At 35.1% G+C, this 17,261-nt stretch carries 11 protein-coding genes; 10 read left to right on the top strand and 1 reads right to left on the bottom strand.

Annotated features, from left to right (window positions below; all coding sequences use genetic code 11):
* Nucleotides 1-2 precede the first annotated feature (2 nt).
* Complete coding sequence (locus FS85_RS0102635; RefSeq protein WP_010134455.1) at nt 3-578, bottom strand: Crp/Fnr family transcriptional regulator; 576 nt, start codon at nt 576-578, stop codon at nt 3-5.
* 249 nt (nt 579-827) lie between these two features.
* Here FS85_RS0102635 and FS85_RS0102630 point away from each other — a divergent pair, with 249 nt between their 5' ends.
* From FS85_RS0102630 to FS85_RS0102585, 10 genes are all read left to right on the top strand, one after another.
* Nucleotides 828-2,201 carry a sulfatase gene (locus FS85_RS0102630; protein ID WP_010134454.1) on the top strand — a complete coding sequence of 458 codons (1,374 nt, stop codon included), beginning with the start codon at nt 828-830 and terminating at the stop codon, nt 2,199-2,201.
* Entirely contained in the window at nt 2,194-3,597 is a 1,404-nt protein-coding gene (locus FS85_RS0102625) for a sulfatase-like hydrolase/transferase (RefSeq protein ID WP_010134452.1), read from the top strand. The genes FS85_RS0102630 and FS85_RS0102625 overlap by 8 nt, the downstream gene beginning before the upstream one ends.
* Nucleotides 3,598-3,601: 4 nt before the next feature.
* Nucleotides 3,602-5,110 (top strand): sulfatase family protein, encoded by a 1,509-nt coding sequence (locus FS85_RS0102620; protein ID WP_237706932.1) that lies wholly within the window; start codon nt 3,602-3,604, stop codon nt 5,108-5,110.
* Nucleotides 5,088-7,424: a glycoside hydrolase family 2 protein gene (locus FS85_RS0102615; protein ID WP_010134450.1), complete on the top strand. Its 2,337-nt coding sequence runs from the start codon at nt 5,088-5,090 to the stop codon at nt 7,422-7,424. Before FS85_RS0102620 ends, FS85_RS0102615 begins: the two co-directional genes overlap by 23 nt.
* Before the next feature lie 187 nt (nt 7,425-7,611).
* Nucleotides 7,612-9,471, top strand: a complete 1,860-nt coding sequence (locus FS85_RS0102610) for a right-handed parallel beta-helix repeat-containing protein (protein WP_010134449.1) — start codon at nt 7,612-7,614, stop codon at nt 9,469-9,471.
* Nucleotides 9,472-9,569: 98 nt separating this feature from the next.
* A complete protein-coding gene (locus tag FS85_RS0102605) occupies nt 9,570-11,138 on the top strand; it encodes a sulfatase family protein (protein ID WP_010134448.1) in 1,569 nt (522 codons plus the stop codon).
* Nucleotides 11,139-11,269: 131 nt separating this feature from the next.
* Nucleotides 11,270-11,734: a ribosome assembly cofactor RimP gene (gene rimP / locus FS85_RS0102600; protein ID WP_010134447.1), complete on the top strand. Its 465-nt coding sequence runs from the start codon at nt 11,270-11,272 to the stop codon at nt 11,732-11,734.
* Complete coding sequence (gene nusA / locus FS85_RS0102595; RefSeq protein ID WP_010134446.1) at nt 11,735-12,985, top strand: transcription termination factor NusA; 1,251 nt, start codon at nt 11,735-11,737, stop codon at nt 12,983-12,985.
* Nucleotides 12,986-13,037: 52 nt separating this feature from the next.
* Nucleotides 13,038-16,037: a translation initiation factor IF-2 gene (infB, locus tag FS85_RS0102590; protein WP_010134444.1), complete on the top strand. Its 3,000-nt coding sequence runs from the start codon at nt 13,038-13,040 to the stop codon at nt 16,035-16,037.
* 168 nt (nt 16,038-16,205) lie between these two features.
* Nucleotides 16,206-17,261, top strand: a 1,056-nt coding sequence (locus FS85_RS0102585) for a phosphotransacetylase family protein (RefSeq protein ID WP_010134443.1), incomplete at its 3' end; no start/stop codon positions are given.

The raw sequence follows: 17,261 nt of genomic DNA, 5'->3' as shown, positions 1-17,261 counted from the left end.
ACTTAGGAATGGATAGATTTTCTAATGCGGCTTAATGAGGTATCTGTAACCCCTAGAAAAGAGGCAATGTGCTTTAAAGGAGCTTGTTGAATGATTTTAGGCTTTTGTTTTAGCAAGGTTAGATACCGGTCTGTAGCGCTGTCTTTAATAAAAGAAACAGAACGCTGTTTAAACTCAAACAAACTATTAGAAAGCCATCCTCGTCCCCATTCTCTAAAATTATCAATAGAATGAAACAGATCTTGGAAGGTAGCAAAATCAATTAGGTACCCCACCCCATCCGTTAGAGCCTGTATGTATTCTTTGGACGGAGTTCGTTGAAACAGAGACGCAACTTCTATTACAATTTCATGCTCACAGAAGAAGTTGGTAGTAGTATCGTCTCCGTTGTAATCGTATACAAAAGAACGCATCAACCCTTGTTGAATTATAATATAATTATTAGCAACTTGTCCCTCTTTTAAAATAAAATCTCCTTTAGTAAAATAAAGCTTTTGATGAGCAGCTATGATCTTATTCAAATCAGAGGCAGATAATTGTGGATGTTGGTAGACTTGTGCTAGTAATTGCTCTTTCATAGTTGCTTGTTTTTTCTAAGTTTTTTGATGTGCTTAAAAGTATTAAAAAACAAGAAATCTAAAATTTAGGCAGATTAAGAAATCAATAAAAGTCAATAAAGTTTTGAGATGTGTTTAGATAAGGATGGATTTTACTTGCATTTTAAAAATATGTACTCCTGCGTATAATTGCTAAACTCAAAAAGACATTCTAGCGTGCTGTTTTGGTTACATTTGTTTGTGGATTAATGTAAAAACACTTAGAATTAAATGAGAAAAAATGTATTGTTTGCTTTGTTGTTGATGCTAACTTTAGCAGTAAACGCACAAGAAAAACCCAATATTGTTTTGTTGTTTGTAGACGATTATGGTTGGATGGATATGGGATACAGAAATAAGGAGTTTAAGACTCCTAATTTAGATCAGCTAAAAAAAGAAAGTTTAGACTTTCAAAGAGCTTACATTCCAACCCCCACCTGTAGTCCAAGTAGGTATTCTTTATTAACAGGAAAAGAAGCGGTAAGAGGGCAAATGGTTAGACATATAAAAGAAGATGAGGACAGACCTAAAGGAAAGTATGGAACATGGCCTAAAGATCCTGTTCAAATGCCCTCAATTAATTATTTGCCTTTGGATGAAATTACCTATGCAGAAAGACTTAAAGAGTTTGGATATTACAATTATTTTATAGGAAAATGGCATTTAGGTCACAAAGGACATTACCCAACCAATCAAGGGTTTGATGCAGAGTTTGGAACCACAGATGCAGGGCATCCCAAAAGTTATTATTATCCGTTTTTTAAAGTTAAAGAAGACCCAAATAAAGTGTTAAAAAACTATAAGGAAGGAGATTATTTAACCGATGTATTAACAGACGGAGCGGTAGATTTTATTAGTAATTATGACAGAGAAAATCCGTTTATGTTAACCTTTTGGTACTATTCTGTTCACGGTCCATCTGTTGCAAGAAAAGATTTGCTGCAAAAATATTTAGATGCAGGGTTTACAGGAAAATATGCAGAGCACCATGCAATGGTAGAAGCGATGGACGAGTCGGTTGGAAGAGTAAGAAAAGCTCTTAAAGACAAAGGAATTGCAGACAATACAGTTGTGATTCTTCTATCCGATCAAGGAGGATTGTACTCCAACGCACCATTGCGAGGAGGAAAAACTGGAGGAGATACTTTGGCCGAAGGAGGAGCAAGAGTTCCTTTTATGATTCATTATCCAGGAGTAACCAAAGCCTATACCGAAACAGATGTGCCTGTACAATCCATAGATGTATACCCAACATTGATAGAAATTGCCTCTGGAAAAGAATGTAAAGACAAACAGATTCAGGGAGTAAGTTTACTGCCTTTGTTAAAAGGAAAATCCTTAAAGAAAAGAGCTTTGTACGGATTTAGAAGTTATGAAGACCAATATGCATCGGTTATGTTAGGAGATTGGAAAATGATAAAGTATCACTCAGGTAAATATCAGATGTATAATATAGCCCACGACCCAACAGAAAGTCATGATTTAACCGGTCAAGGACTTAGAATGGAAAAAAAGTTAAAGAACAAATTAAACAAATGGGAAAAGAAAGCGGTTCCAGCTTATGGACCCCATCAATTAAAAGAAATCAATGAATTGTATGAATAAGTTTTGGTTAGGAGTCTTTGCTGTTTTAGCAATAGCATGCGGCAAAAAGCAAGAAACAAAAGTGGTACAGTCTAAGAAAAAGTTAGACAAGCCCAATATTATTTTTCTTTTGGCTGATGATTTAGGGTATGGAGAGTTAGGGTCTTATGGACAGAAAACAATCAGAACTCCTTTTCTGGACGAGGTTGCTAAAAAAGGATTGAAATTCACTGATTTTTATGCCGGAACTTCCGTTTGTTCTCCTTCTAGAGCAGTATTGATGACAGGAAAACACACAGGACATTTAAGTATTCGCGGAAATAAAGGAAAATGGGAAGGAAAAAAATGGGATAGAGTTGCGTTAAAAAAATCAGAAACAACCGTAGCTGAAGTATTGCAAACAGCAGGATATCAAACTGCTATGATTGGGAAATGGCATTTAGGTGTACCAGAAGATGTTTCTACTTGGGCTCACGGAAGAGGTTTTGATTATGCAGTACAAGAACAATGGGGAGAAGACAAAAACGGAAATGAAATTGATGAACGTGTGCATTGGGTTAATAACGACCAAGATTCTATTTTTTACAATTATAACAAATACAAATGTTTGGATGAGTTTAGAACCAATTTTGCGTTGGAATATTTAGACAAAAAATCGGACGATAAACCTTTCTTTTTGTACATGTCTTATAGAATTCCACACGCACACGAATTCTTTTTAAGCAAAACAGATTTGTATGTAGATAAAATAGAAGAATGGCCAGAAATTGAAAGAAGACATGCTGCTAGAATTACCATGTTGGATGCACAAATAAAAAGATTGTTTGATAAGTTGAAACAAAGCGGTGAGTTGGAAAATACTTTGATTGTGATTTCTAGTGACAATGGACCTACGAATGAAAACCACCATAGTTATCGATTTTTTGATAGTTCTGGAGGTTTAAAAGGATACAAAAGAGATTTGTATGAAGGAGGAATTAGAGTGCCTATGATTGCATATTGGGAAGGGAAAATTAGGTCAGGAGCTACCACTCAATTTCCAGCTACTTTTTACGATATTTTACCAACATTTGCTGAGGTTGCAGGAGTTGCAGCACCTAAAGAAATAGATGGAATTTCTATTTTGCCAGAACTGTTAGGAAAAAAACAAAAAGGGCATGAGTTTTTGTATTGGGAAATACAAGAAGGCCCTACTGTAAAAGGATTTAGGCAAGCTACAAGAATAGGAAAATGGAAAGCAGTTCGCTATGGAAATAACTACCATACCGAACTGTATAATTTAGAAACGGATATGCAAGAAACCAAAGACGTATCAGCACTACATCCAGAAATTGTAGCACAAGCCGAAGGGATTTTAAAAAGAGAAAGTGAAAAAAATAAACATTTCCCGTTTTCAGGAGGTGTGTTTAAAGAATAAAGTGATGAAAAAGCTGATGACAATTTTTGCGGCTGTAATGGTTCTGCAGCTGTCTGCTCAAGAAAAACCTAATATAATTTGGTTGATGGCAGAAGATATGAGTACTGATTTGGAGTGTTACGGAATGCCCGATGTAAAAACCCCCAACCTAAATAAAATGGCATCAGAAGGAGTGCGTTTTAACAATGCATTTGTAACCAATCCTATTTGTTCGCCTAGCCGATCTGCAATGATGTTGGGTACCCATCAGGTAAAAACCAATACACATCACCATAGAAGCAATAGAGATGTGCCTTTAAATAAACAGTTTACGCCTTTTACAAAATTGTTAAGAGATGCAGGATATACTACTATTTTAGGGCATCATGGAGTGTATACTTTGGGGAGAAAAATAGATGTAAACTTTAAACACAACGCTATTGGCCCTTGGGATGGAAATACAAAATTTGGGTTGTTTGACAAATACGATCGATTTGAAAAAGAAGATCAACCTTTTTTTGCACAAATTCAATTAAAAGTTACGCATAGAGGAGATTGGTGGACAGAAATTAGAGAAAAATCTACACATCCTGTAAATCCATCAACCTTAACATTGCCTCCTTATATGGCAGATCATCCAGCTATTCGATTAGATTGGGCAAAGTATTTAGATCAGATAGAATATATGGATAATGAAGTAGGAATGATTTTTAAAGAATTGGAAGAAAAAGGAATGGCAGACAACACCATTGTGATTTTTATAGGAGACAATGGACGTTGCAACATAAGAGGAAAAGGATATTTGCAAGATCCAGGACTTAGAATCCCATTGTTAATTAAAGATCCAAGAAGTAAAAATAAAGGCAGAGTAAACAATCAAGTAGTTGCTGCTACCGATATTACAGCAACAGTATTGGATTATGCAGGAATTACAACACCCAATTTTATGACTGGTCAGCCAATTTTCAGTAAGAAGTTTAACAGAAAATACACGTATGGTGCACGTGATTTATGGGATGAAATAGAAGAAAAATCCAGAGCAATTACGTCTGGAGATTGGTCTTATATTAGAAATGATAAACCTGAAATTCCGTACGATGCACACCAAGGGTATTTAGAGTTTTTTAGACCTGCTGTTCATATCATGCGTAAACTGTATGCAGAAGGAAAGTTAAATGCAGCACAACAGCCCTTTTTTGCTCCAAGAAAACCTGTAGAAGAATTGTATAATTTAAAAGAAGATCCTTATCAGTTACACAATTTGGCAGGAGACCCTAGGTATCAAGAAATCATAGAGGAATTGAGAAAAGAAACCTTAAAGTTTGATAAAAAAATGACTCCTGTTAGCAATGTATATCATCCTGTAGCAGTGCCAGGCTACAAGCTGATAGAGTGGATTAAGAAAGAGTTACCAAAAGAATATGCAAGGATGCAAGCAGGAGAAGAAATAGGGATAGGGAGAATTAAAAAGTTACATAAGGCTTATTTAAAAAAAGAAGAAACAAAAACAAATGGTAAAATTTTTAAGAACTAGTATTAGCATACTTTTACTAGCAATCACACAAGTGGTTTTAGCTCAGAAATCGGAGTTTTCTAAAATAAAAATTAATAACGATTGGAAGTTTAGCAAACTGGAAAAGAACCAGTCAGAGGCTGGTTTTGAGAAAACAACTTTTAATGATCTTCATTGGCAGCAAGTTTCATTGCCACATACTGCTAATATAGAACCTTTGGTGGTAAACAATCAGTGGCAAGGAATCTGTTGGTATCGAAAAAAACTAGAAGTCCCAGCTCTTGGGGCTGGAAAAAAAGTGTTGTTAGAGTTTGAGGCAGCTATGAATGCATCAAAAATCTGGATCAACGGAATGTTAGTAAACAAACACCAGGGAGGGTATTTGCCTGTGGTTGTAGATGTAACCGATTTTGTGGAAAAAGGAAGGTCTAATGTAATTGCAGTACGCTTAGACAATACAGACAATCTAACCACAGGACCTAAACCCTTAAAACGTTTGGATTTTAACATGTTTGGAGGTTTGTATAGGAATGCATGGATGTATATAAAAGATGAAGTACATATTTCTCATGCAGCCATTGCAAACAAAGTTGCAGGAGGAGGTATTTTTGTTAGTTATCCAAAAGTGAAAGAGGAAGCGTCTTTGGTAAAGGTAAAAACACATGTGGTAAACAGTAGCAAAAACAAAGCTATTGTTGAGGTGAAAAACACCTTGTTTTTTAAAGGAAAAGAAATAGGTTCTGAAAGCAAAAAAATCAACCTAGAAGCAAATAAGGATACTGAGCAAACGACTCAGATAGTAGTAAAAAATGCAAAACTTTGGTCTCCAGAAACACCAAACTTATATACTTTACAAACTCAGGTGTACAAAAATGGAACTTTGGTAGAAATGCAAGAGCAACGTATTGGAATTAGAGTTTTTACTTTTAAAGGCGAGCAACTGTACATCAATGGAAAAAAGACATTTCTAAGAGGGGTAAATAGACATCAAGAATATCCTTTTGTGGGGTATGCAATGTCTGATAACGCACAGTACCGTGATGCAAAAAAAATTAAAGAAGGTGGGTTTAATTACATTCGTTTGTCTCACTATCCACATGCTCCTTCCTTTATGGATGCGTGTGACGAGTTGGGGATTGTGGTGATAGATGCTATTTTAGGTTGGCAATTTTACAAAGATGCAGATGATTTTAGAAATTATTGTTATACATCAGCAAAACAATTGATTAGAAGAGACCGCAATCGTCCTTCTGTTTTGGCTTGGGAAGTGTCGTTAAACGAAACTAAAATGCCTATCTTTTTTATGGAAGAGTTAAATAAAATTGTGCACGAAGAATATCCAGGAGAAAACGTTTACTCTTGTGGTTGGATGGATGATGTATACGATATTTACTTGCAAGCTCGTCAACATAGAATTTTACATCCGCATGCGTTAAAAGAAGGACAGCCTTATTCCGTTTCGGAGTACGGAGACTGGGAATATTATTCTAAAAACGCAGGACTAAATCAAGATAATTTGCCTAACGAAATGCGTGATGAATACAGTAGCCGACAGTCTAGAGCCAACGGAGAAGAACGTATGTTAAGACAAGCGTACAATGTACAAGAAGCACATCATGATAATTTAGGCACCAAAGCGTATTCTGATAGTTATTGGGTAATGTACGATTACAACAGAGGATACCATCCAGACATTGAAAAATCTGGATTGATGGATGTGTTCCGTTTGCCAAAATTTGCATACGATTTTTACCAAAGTCAGCGAGATGTAAAAGACGGTAGAGTCTTAAAAATTGCTTCTTATTGGAATGAAAAATCTCCTTTAGCTGTAAAAGTATATTCAAATTACGATGAGGTAGCTCTGTATTTAAACGGAGAACTAATTGCAAAACAAAAACCAGATAGAGACAAAAATGCAACACGATTACAGCATCCTCCGTTTACCTTTCAAATGAAATCATTTACACCAGGAACTTTAAAGGCAGTAGCATATCAACAAGGAAAAAAAGCAGCCACTACCAAAGTGATGACTCCGCAAGCACCTGTTGCTTTGAAAGTTTGGTTGGACGAGTCTGGAAGAAAAGCAGAAGCAGGCGTAAACGATGTGTTGTTTTTATACGTAGCAGCTGTTGATAAAAATGGAACCATTGTTCCTGATTATTCAGAAAAAGTGTCTTTTAAGATAGAAGGAGATGCTAAGTTGATGAATGTAGGGACTGTAAAAGCAGAGGCAGGAATTGCTACGGGAGTTTTAAAAATTGGAGAAAAAAAGAAGAAAATTAAGATTCATGTTCAGTCTTCTCAGTTTTCTAAAAAATACAGTATTTCGCTGTAATGTTGGTTTATAATTATTGTTATTCAAAGGTTCATCAAAAAAGATGAACCTTTTTACTTGCAAAGACACTTAATTTACCATCAAGAATAGAAAAAGAGCATCAATGCACAATCTTTGTACTTAATCAATATTATACATTTTAAGAATGACTTTTAGAAATAACTTTTACGTGGTACTTGTAAAAATAATGATTTGCTTTAGCTGGATGTTTTCAATAAATGGATGGGCAAACAACTTACAAAAACAAACCATTCAATTTCATACAAACATTGCAGAAGATGCAACTCCGGCAGTACTAAAACAAATAATGATATTAGATAAAAATGTTTCTAGTGAATTAAAATTTGACAAAGGCACGTATCATTTCTATTCGGAAAAAGGGCTAGAAAAATTCTGTTATATCTCTAATCACGATGATGTAATGGTAAAAACAGCTTTCCCTATTTTTAATTTTAAGAACATAACAATTGATGGACAGGGAGCTACGTTTATTTTTCATGGAAAAATGGTGCCTTTTTTAATAGATCAGTCACAAAATGTTGAGGTAAAAAATTTAACCATTGATTGGGAAGTTCCTTTCCATAGCGAATCTACCATTGTAGCTATTGATGAAAAAAACAAAACTTTTGATATGTCTATTACCAACGACTATCCGTATGAAATTAGAAATGGACAGTTGTACTTTATTAAAGAATATTACGAGCACACTTTAGGACAAACCATTTTATATGATCCTAAAAGAAAAGCAATTTTGTTTGATACTGAAAATTATACAGGGCTAAGCATGTCTAAAAAAACAAAAATATCAAGAAATTTAGAACACATAAAATACAAGTACGAATACGATCATCGTTCTAAATTTTTTGGAGTTTTAGGTAGAGAGAACAACTTGTATGTAGAAGAGTTAAAGCCAGGTTTGGTGCGTGTGTTTCATCACAAAAAAAAATTACCACCTGTAGGATCTGTATTAACAAGCAAAGGTAATCAAAGTGCAAACAGAATGGCTCCTGCTTTTAGGCTTACTTTTACGGATGGATTCAAGGGGACCAATGTCAACATTCATCATGCGGGAGGAATGGGCTTGATTGCAGAAAACTCTTCGGAACTTATTCTGGATAACTTTAATATCATTCCATCACATGGCAGAATGGTTTCTACCACAGCAGATGCAACACATTTTGTAGGGTGTAGAGGAAAAGTTGTGTTAAGAAACTCTACCTTTAGCAATCAGCTAGACGATGCTATGAATGTGCATGGTACTTATCAAAAAATAGTAGATGTTTTAGACGCACATCGTATTGGAGTAAGAATGGGACATTCGCAACAACAAGGATTTCCTATTGGAAAAGAAAATGATGCCATAGGTTTGGTTCGATTGTCAACGTCATTTTTTCCGTATCACAAATTAAGTATTAAAAAAATTCAATACATCAACAGTCGTTATCAAATTATTGAGTTTAATGAACCATTGCCAAAACAGGTGCAAACAGGAGATTTGATAGAGAATTTGGATGCGTATCCAGAAGTATTGGTAGAAAATTGCATAATTAGCAACAATAGAGCAAGGGGACTATTGATTTCTACCCCTATAAAAACCACGGTTAGGAACAATTTTTTTAGCACCGAAATGGAGGCAATTTTAATTCCTGTAGAAAGTGGTCATTGGTATGAATCAGGAAATGGAGCAAACATTACAATAGAAAACAATGTGTTTCAGGATTGTCAACATAGTGGATTTGACCGAGGTGTAATTCGTTTTGCAACTGATGATGATAATGAAAACATCGCATTTAAAAATATAGTAATTCAAAACAACACGTTTAACCAATTCGATAACCTGATACTACAATTAACCAATACCGATGGATTGATTTTTTCAGGAAATACTATTTTGAATTCAGGAACTTTTCCAATGCTTTACCCGCAAAACCCAGCGATTAGAGTACAAGCATCTAAGAATGTTCTTTTCAAAAACAACAAATACCAAGGAAAGGCTCAAAAAGTTTTAGAAAAAGATGCTTTGTTACCTAGGTTGAGATTTAGATAAAAATAAAACAAATAATTTATAAAAAACCTTAAGAACAACAGTTCTCCTTAACGATATTTTATAAATTCGTGAACAATAAAACATTAAACACTTATAAAATGAACTTAAAAAAAATCATGTTGTCGGGATTGGCAGTTTTTACTCTGCTGGGAACGGTGTCTTGTAAAAATGAAAAACAAAAAGAAAAGCCACAAGAAACACATAAAGCAACGAAGCCCAATGTAGTTATTATTTATTTAGATGACTTAGGTTATGGAGATTTAAGTTCTTATGGAGCTACAGCTTTGCAAACTCCTAATATTGATAAATTGGCCAATGGCGGAGTAAAATTTACCAATGCTTATGCATCATCGGCAACTTGTACTCCTAGTAGATATGCTTTGCTAACAGGAGTATATCCTTGGAGAAACGAAAATGCGAAAATATTACCAGGAACGGCACCTTTGTTAATTACTACTGAGCAACAAACATTGCCAAAAATGTTTAAAGCTCAAGGCTACGATACAGGAATAGTAGGGAAATGGCACTTAGGATTGGGAACAGGACATGTAAACTGGAACGAACATATTTCTCCAGGACCAAACGAAGTAGGTTTTGATTCTGCATATATTATGGCAGCAACACAAGATAGAGTACCTACGGTATATATAGAAAACGGAACGGTTGTAGGATTAGATCCTAATGATCCGATTGAAGTAGATTATAAAAATAACTTTGATGGACAACCAACCGGAAAAGACAACCCAGAGTTAACGAGAATGAAATGGCATCACGGTCACAACAATACAATTGTTAATGGTATTCCAAGGATTGGTTACATGAAAGGAGGAGAAAAAGCAAAATGGAAAGATGAAGACATGGCTGATCACTTTTTAGCAAAAGCTAAAGCTTATGTAAAGGAACACAAACAAAATCCGTTCTTTTTATACTATGCTATGCAACAACCGCACGTGCCAAGAACACCGCATCCACGTTTTGTAGGCAAATCAGGATTAGGACCTAGAGGAGATGTAATTCTAGAAGCAGATTGGGTTGTAGGAGAATTTGTAAAAACGTTAGAAGAAGAAGGATTGTTAGAAAACACACTAATTGTATTTTCTAGTGATAATGGACCTGTTTTAAACGATGGATATAACGACGATGCTGTAGAGAAATTAGGGAACCACAAACCAGCAGGAGCCTTAAGAGGAGGAAAGTACAGTTTGTTTGAAGCAGGAACAAGAGTGCCATTTATTACTTATTGGAAAGGACATATTCAACCAAAAGTATCCGATGCTTTGGTGTGTCAAATGGATTTGTTGAGTTCTATGGCTAATTTAGTAGGAGGAACTGTAGAAGGAACAGACAGTAAAGACGTATTAGATGTGTTGTTAGGAAAATCTAACGAAGGACGTGAATCTTTAATTATTGAAGCAACTAGTAGAACTGCTTTAAGAAAAGGAGACTGGATTATGATTCCAGCATACAAAGGACCTGCAGTAAATGAAAAAGTAAATATTGAATTAGGGAACGCAAAAGAAATTCAACTTTACAACCTAAAAGAGGATCTAAGCCAGACTAAAAATGTAGCAGAAGATAAGCCAGCATTGGTAAAAGAATTGTTAGCGGATTTTGAAGAAGTAAGAGGAAAAAACTATTCTAAAATTCAACAATTAGAGTTAAAGTAAAAAAGATAAAAAATATACCAAAATACAGAAGATGTTAATTCTTGTATATCAAGAAAAAACTCGTATATTTGCAGTGGAATATTTGAAAAGAGAATTAGTGGGGCTTTTAGCCCCACTTTTTATACACATATATGGACAAAAATAAAGTCGAAAATCTTGTCAATTTAGCTATAGAAGAAAATACGTCTTTGTTTTTAGTGGACTTGCAAATCAATTCAGATAATAAAATTTCGGTTACAGTTGATGGAGACCAAGGAGTGCCACTAAACGAATGCATACGTATCAGTCGTTTTGTAGAAAACAGTTTGGACAGAGAAGAAGAGGATTATAGCATAGAAGTCGCTACTCCAGACATTGCCAAACCCTTGTTAATGAAAAGGCAATATTTAAAAAATATAGGGAGAACATTAAAAGTGCGTACTGAAGAAAAAAAGTACGAAGGAGAACTGATCAAAGCCACTGAAAATGAAATTGAATTGGCTTGGCAAACAAGAGAACAAAAAACCGTTGGAAAAGGAAAAGTAACTGTAAGTCATACAGCAACCCTACCTTATGAAGATATAAAGGAAGCAAAAGTAAAAATAGTATTTAGTTAAATGGAAAATATAGATTTAATCAATTCGTTTTCTGAATTTAAAGAAGATAAGAATATAGATCGTGTGATGTTGATGTCTATCTTAGAGGAGGTTTTTAGAGCTGCCTTAAAGAGAAAATACGGATCAGATGATAACTTTGATATTATTGTAAACCCAGACAAGGGAGATTTAGAAATATGGAGAAACCGTGTGGTAGTTGAAGATGGAATGTCTGAAGACGATAATGAAGAAATCGAATTGGCTGAAGCTAGAAAAATTGAACCTGACTTTGAGGTAGGAGAAGAGGTTTCAGAAGAGATTAAATTGCACCAACTAGGAAGAAGAGCAATTTTAGCCTTACGTCAAAATCTAATTTCCAAGATATATGAGCACGATAGCACCAACTTATATAAAAAGTTCAAGCAATTAGAAGGAGATTTGTACTCTGCAGAAGTTCACCACATTAAACACAATGCTGTGATTCTGTTAGATGAAGATGGAAACGAATTGGTATTGCCAAAAAGCGAACAAATTCGCTCAGACTTTTTTAGAAAAGGAGATGCAGTAAGAGGAATAATAAAAACAGTAGAGTTAAGAGGGAACAAACCTGCGATTATCTTGTCTAGAACAGCACCGGAGTTCTTGTCTAAATTGTTTGAACAAGAAATTCCAGAAGTCTACGATGGATTGATTACAATTGAAGGAGTAGCAAGAATTCCTGGAGAGAAAGCAAAAATAGCCGTAGACTCTTATGATGATAGAATTGATCCTGTTGGAGCATGTGTAGGAATCAAAGGTTCTAGAATTCACGGAATAGTTCGTGAGTTAGGAAATGAGAATATTGATGTAGTAAACTACACAAAAAACCCTCAATTGTATATTTCTAGAGCTTTAAGCCCTGCTAAAGTGGTAAAAATAGATATCTTTGAAGCCGAAGGGGAAAACAAACCAAAAGCAGAGGTATATCTAAAACCAGAAGAAGTATCAAAAGCAATTGGTAGAAACGGAGTAAACATCCGTTTGGCCACTCAGTTAACAGGTTACGAAATTGATGTGTTAAGAGAAGGAGCAGAAGATGATGAAGACGTAGAGTTGACAGAGTTTTCTGATGAAATAGAATCTTGGATTATTGACGAGTTCAGAAGCATAGGATTGGATACCGCTAAAAGTGTGATTGAAAAGAATGTTGCTGAATTAGTGAGCAGAACCGATTTGGAAGAAGAAACCATCATTGAGGTTCAACGAATTTTAAAAGAAGAATTTGATAGATAAACCCAAACCAATCAAAATATCTTCTTAAAACAAAAAAAAGTAAAAATTATATATGTCTGTAAGCAAAATATTAAGGCTTAACAAAGTTTTACGCGAGTTAAACATATCGTTGGATAGAGCGGTAGAACATCTTTCCTCAAAAGGAATTGAGATAGAAGCACGTCCGACCACAAAAATCTCTAATGAAGAGTATCAAATTCTTTTAGATGGATTCCAAACCGATGCACAAAAAAAAGCAGTTTCTAAAGAGGTAGGAGAGGAAAAAAGAAAAGAGAAAGAAGAGCTACGCTTGGCATTAGAAGAAAAGAGACGTAAAGAGGAAGAGGAAAGAAATCGAGTGTTAAAAGCTAAAGCTGAAAGACTAGAGGTAAAAACAGTAGGAAAGATAGATTTAAATACCAATACATCTACTGCTGACAAACAAGAAGAAGAAAAACCTGCTTCATCTAAGTCTGAAACAACCCAGACCGAAACTCCTAAAGTAGAAGAGCCAAAAGTAACCACAGAAAAAACTGAGGAAGCTCCAAAAAAGGAAGAATCAGGAATCATTAAAGCGAGTGCACCTAAATTGGGAGGGCTAAAAATTGTAAAACAAGCCGAACCAGTAAAAAAGGAAGAACCAGTAAAAGAGAGTCCTAAGCAAGAGGAGAAAAAGGAGGTAAAGCCAGTACAGCCAAAAGCTGAAACAGCCAAACCACACCCAATAGACCCAAAACCTGCAGCCAAAACCAATACTGCACAAGAAACGGCTTCTAAAGCTGCAACACCAAATGCAAACAACCCTGAAGAGGGAGGAGAACCAGAAGCAATTAAAACGCAGTATAAAAAGTTATCAGGACCAAAACTTACAGGAACTAAAATTGACTTAAAGCAATTTGAAAGACCTAAGAAAAAGAAACCAGATCCTAAAACCAATAACAATACAAACGATCCTAAAAAGAAACGTAAGAGAATTGTTAAACCTGGTACAGGAAATAACAACCAAAACCAAGGAAATAGCAGAAACCAAGGTCAAGGAGGTAACAATAGAGGTCCAGGAGGTCAGAATAGACCAGGGGGAAATCAACAAAGGCCAGGACAAGGTAATAGAAACCAAAGACCAGGGCAAAGAGGTAGATTTAATTCACAACCTATTACCAAAGAAGAACCATCAGAAGAAGAAGTACAAAGACAAGTACGTGAGACTTTAGAAAGGTTACAAGGAAAATCTAAAAAGAATAAAGGTGCTAAATATCGTAGAGAAAAGAGAGATTTACACCGTCAGCAAACAGAAGATGCACAAGCACAAGAAGAGCTAGAAAACAAAGTGCTAAAAGTTACTGAGTTTGTAACTGTTAGTGAGGTTGCTACTATGATGGGGGTGGCTGTTACTGATATTATTTCTACTTGTATGATGTTAGGAATGATGGTAACGATGAATCAACGTTTGGATGCAGAGACTTTAAAGATAGTAGCAGAAGAATTTAATTATGAAGTAGAGTTTGTAGGTGCTGAAGTAGAAGAAGCAGTTGCTGAAGAGGAAGATAAAGAAGAAGATTTAGAAGAAAGAGCTCCAATCATTACCATTATGGGGCACGTAGACCATGGTAAAACTTCTTTACTGGATTATATTCGTAATGCAAATGTAATTGCAGGAGAATCAGGAGGAATTACACAGCATATTGGAGCATATGGTGTAACCTTAGAATCAGGTCAAAAAATAGCATTCTTAGATACACCAGGTCACGAAGCCTTTACAGCTATGCGTGCTCGTGGAGCGCAAGTAACGGATTTGGTAATTATTGTAATTGCTGCAGATGATGATGTAATGCCTCAAACAAAAGAAGCAATCAGTCACGCACAAGCAGCAGGAGTTCCTATAGTTTTTGCGTTGAACAAAATAGACAAGCCAACAGCCAATCCAGATAATGTAAAACAACAGTTGGCAAGTATGGACATGCTGGTTGAAGATTGGGGAGGAAAATACCAGTGTCAAGAAATCTCAGCAAAATCAGGTCAGGGAGTAGAAGAGTTGTTAGAAAAAGTAATTTTAGAATCTGAAATTTTAGAATTAAAAGCAAATCCTAACAAACCGGCCATAGGTACTGTTGTAGAAGCTCAGTTAGACAAAGGACGTGGATATGTTTCTACCATTATGGTACAAGCAGGAACGTTAAAAATTGGAGACTATATTTTAGCAGGTAAACACTCAGGTAAAGTAAGAGCGATGTTTGATGAGCGTGGTAAAAATGTAGATATAGCACCACCATCAACTCCAGTTTCTATTTTAGGATTGGACGGAGCACCGCAAGCAGGAGATAAATTTAATGTGTTTGAAGATGAAAGAGAAGCCAAACAAATTGCTTCTAAACGTTCTCAATTACAACGTGAACAATCTGTAAGAACACAAAAAACATTAACATTAGACGAAATAGGTCGTCGTATTGCTTTAGGAGATTTCAAGGAGTTGAATATTATCTTAAAAGGAGATGTAGATGGTTCTGTAGAAGCATTAACAGATTCTTTCCAAAAATTATCAACAGAAGAAATTCAAGTGAATATTCTACACAAAGGGGTTGGAGCTATTACCGAGTCCGATGTGTTATTAGCTTCTGCATCCGATGCAATTATTGTTGGATTTAATGTAAGACCAGCCGGAAACGCAAGAACAGTAGCAGATACAGAAGAAGTTGATATTAGAACATACTCTATTATTTACGATGCCATCAACGACTTAAAAGATGCAATGGAAGGTATGTTATCTCCAGACACTAAAGAAGAGTTGTTAGGTAACGTTGAAATTAGAGAGGTTTATAAAATTTCTAAAGTTGGTAATGTTGCTGGTTGTATGGTTGTACAAGGAAAAATTACCAGAAACTCTAAAGTACGTATCATTAGAGATGGTATTGTAATCCACGATGGAGAACTGGCTGCCTTGAAACGTTTTAAAGACGATGTAAAAGAAGTAACAAAAGGATATGATTGTGGGGTTCAGATTAAAAATTACAATGACATTGCTATTGGTGATGTAATTGAATCTTACGAAATTGTAGAGGTTAAAAAGAAATTATAAGCTATTTTCAGCTAAAACAAAAAAAAGACTGTCTTGTTAAGGCAGTCTTTTTTTTGTATACTGTATGGTTATTTGTATTCAAGAAAAATAAACTCCAAAACTATGATTTATATTAGCTAATTAGCGGTATAAAAAAATTATTTTTGTTTTTAAAATCTAAACGAACATATGAGTAAAGCTATCTACATTGCAGCATCGCACTCCAATAGTGGGAAATCTATTGTAACCCTAGGTTTAATGAGAATCTTGTTGGGAAAAACAACAAAAGTTGGGTATTTAAAACCTATTATCACCAAAGACAAAAAGCACAAAGATTTTCATATAGAAACACTACTTTCTCATTTTGATTTAGACATTCATTACGATGATGCCTACATTTTTACAGGAAAAGAGGTGATTGCTAAAATGAATCAAGGAAAACAAGGAGAAGTTATTGATACCATCATTAAACGATACAAACAGATGGAGTCTAAATATGATTTCGTTTTGGTAGAAGGAACCGACTTTGAGGGAGATGCAACTTCGTACGAATCGGATTTAAATGTTAGAATCGCAAAAAATTTAGGAATTCCAGCACTGTTAATTAGCAAAGCAAGAAAAGGAGCTTCGGTAAATGATGTTGTAGAAAATACAAAGTTGATGTACGATAAATTCATCAATAATGATGTAAATGTATTGTCTGTTATTATCAACAAAGCCAATAAAAACCATGTGGAGCTTATAGAGAATCACTTAGAAAGAATTGTTTCTCCATCTACCGTAAAAGCTGTTGTACCATTTTCTAACAAATTATCAAACCCCACGGTAGCCGAGATTTTAAGAGAAGTAGATGCCGAAGTTTTGTTTGGAGAATCAGCATTAAACAATCCTATTGGTGCGTATGGTGTGGGGGCTATGCAGCTAAGAAACCATTTAGAAACCTATGTAGATAATTATTTGGTGGTAACCCCTGGTGACAGAGCAGATATTATTCTTGGAGCTTTACAGGCCAATATCTCTAAAAATTATCCTAAAATTGCAGGGATTGTTCTTACTGGGGGGCTTAAACCTGAAAAAGCTATTCTTAGGTTAATTGATGGATTGTCGGATGTAGTACCAATTTTATCTGTTAAAACAGGAACTTTTGAAACTGCTACTACGTTATCTAACATTCAGTCTCAAATCTATGCAGAAAACACAGATAAAATTTTAGCATCGTTACGAATTTTTGATAAATATGTACCT

This window comes from Ochrovirga pacifica, from assembly GCF_000220525.1.
GTDB classification, from domain to species: domain Bacteria; phylum Bacteroidota; class Bacteroidia; order Flavobacteriales; family Flavobacteriaceae; genus Ochrovirga; species Ochrovirga pacifica.
This window is presented reverse-complemented; position numbering and strand designations above follow the sequence as displayed.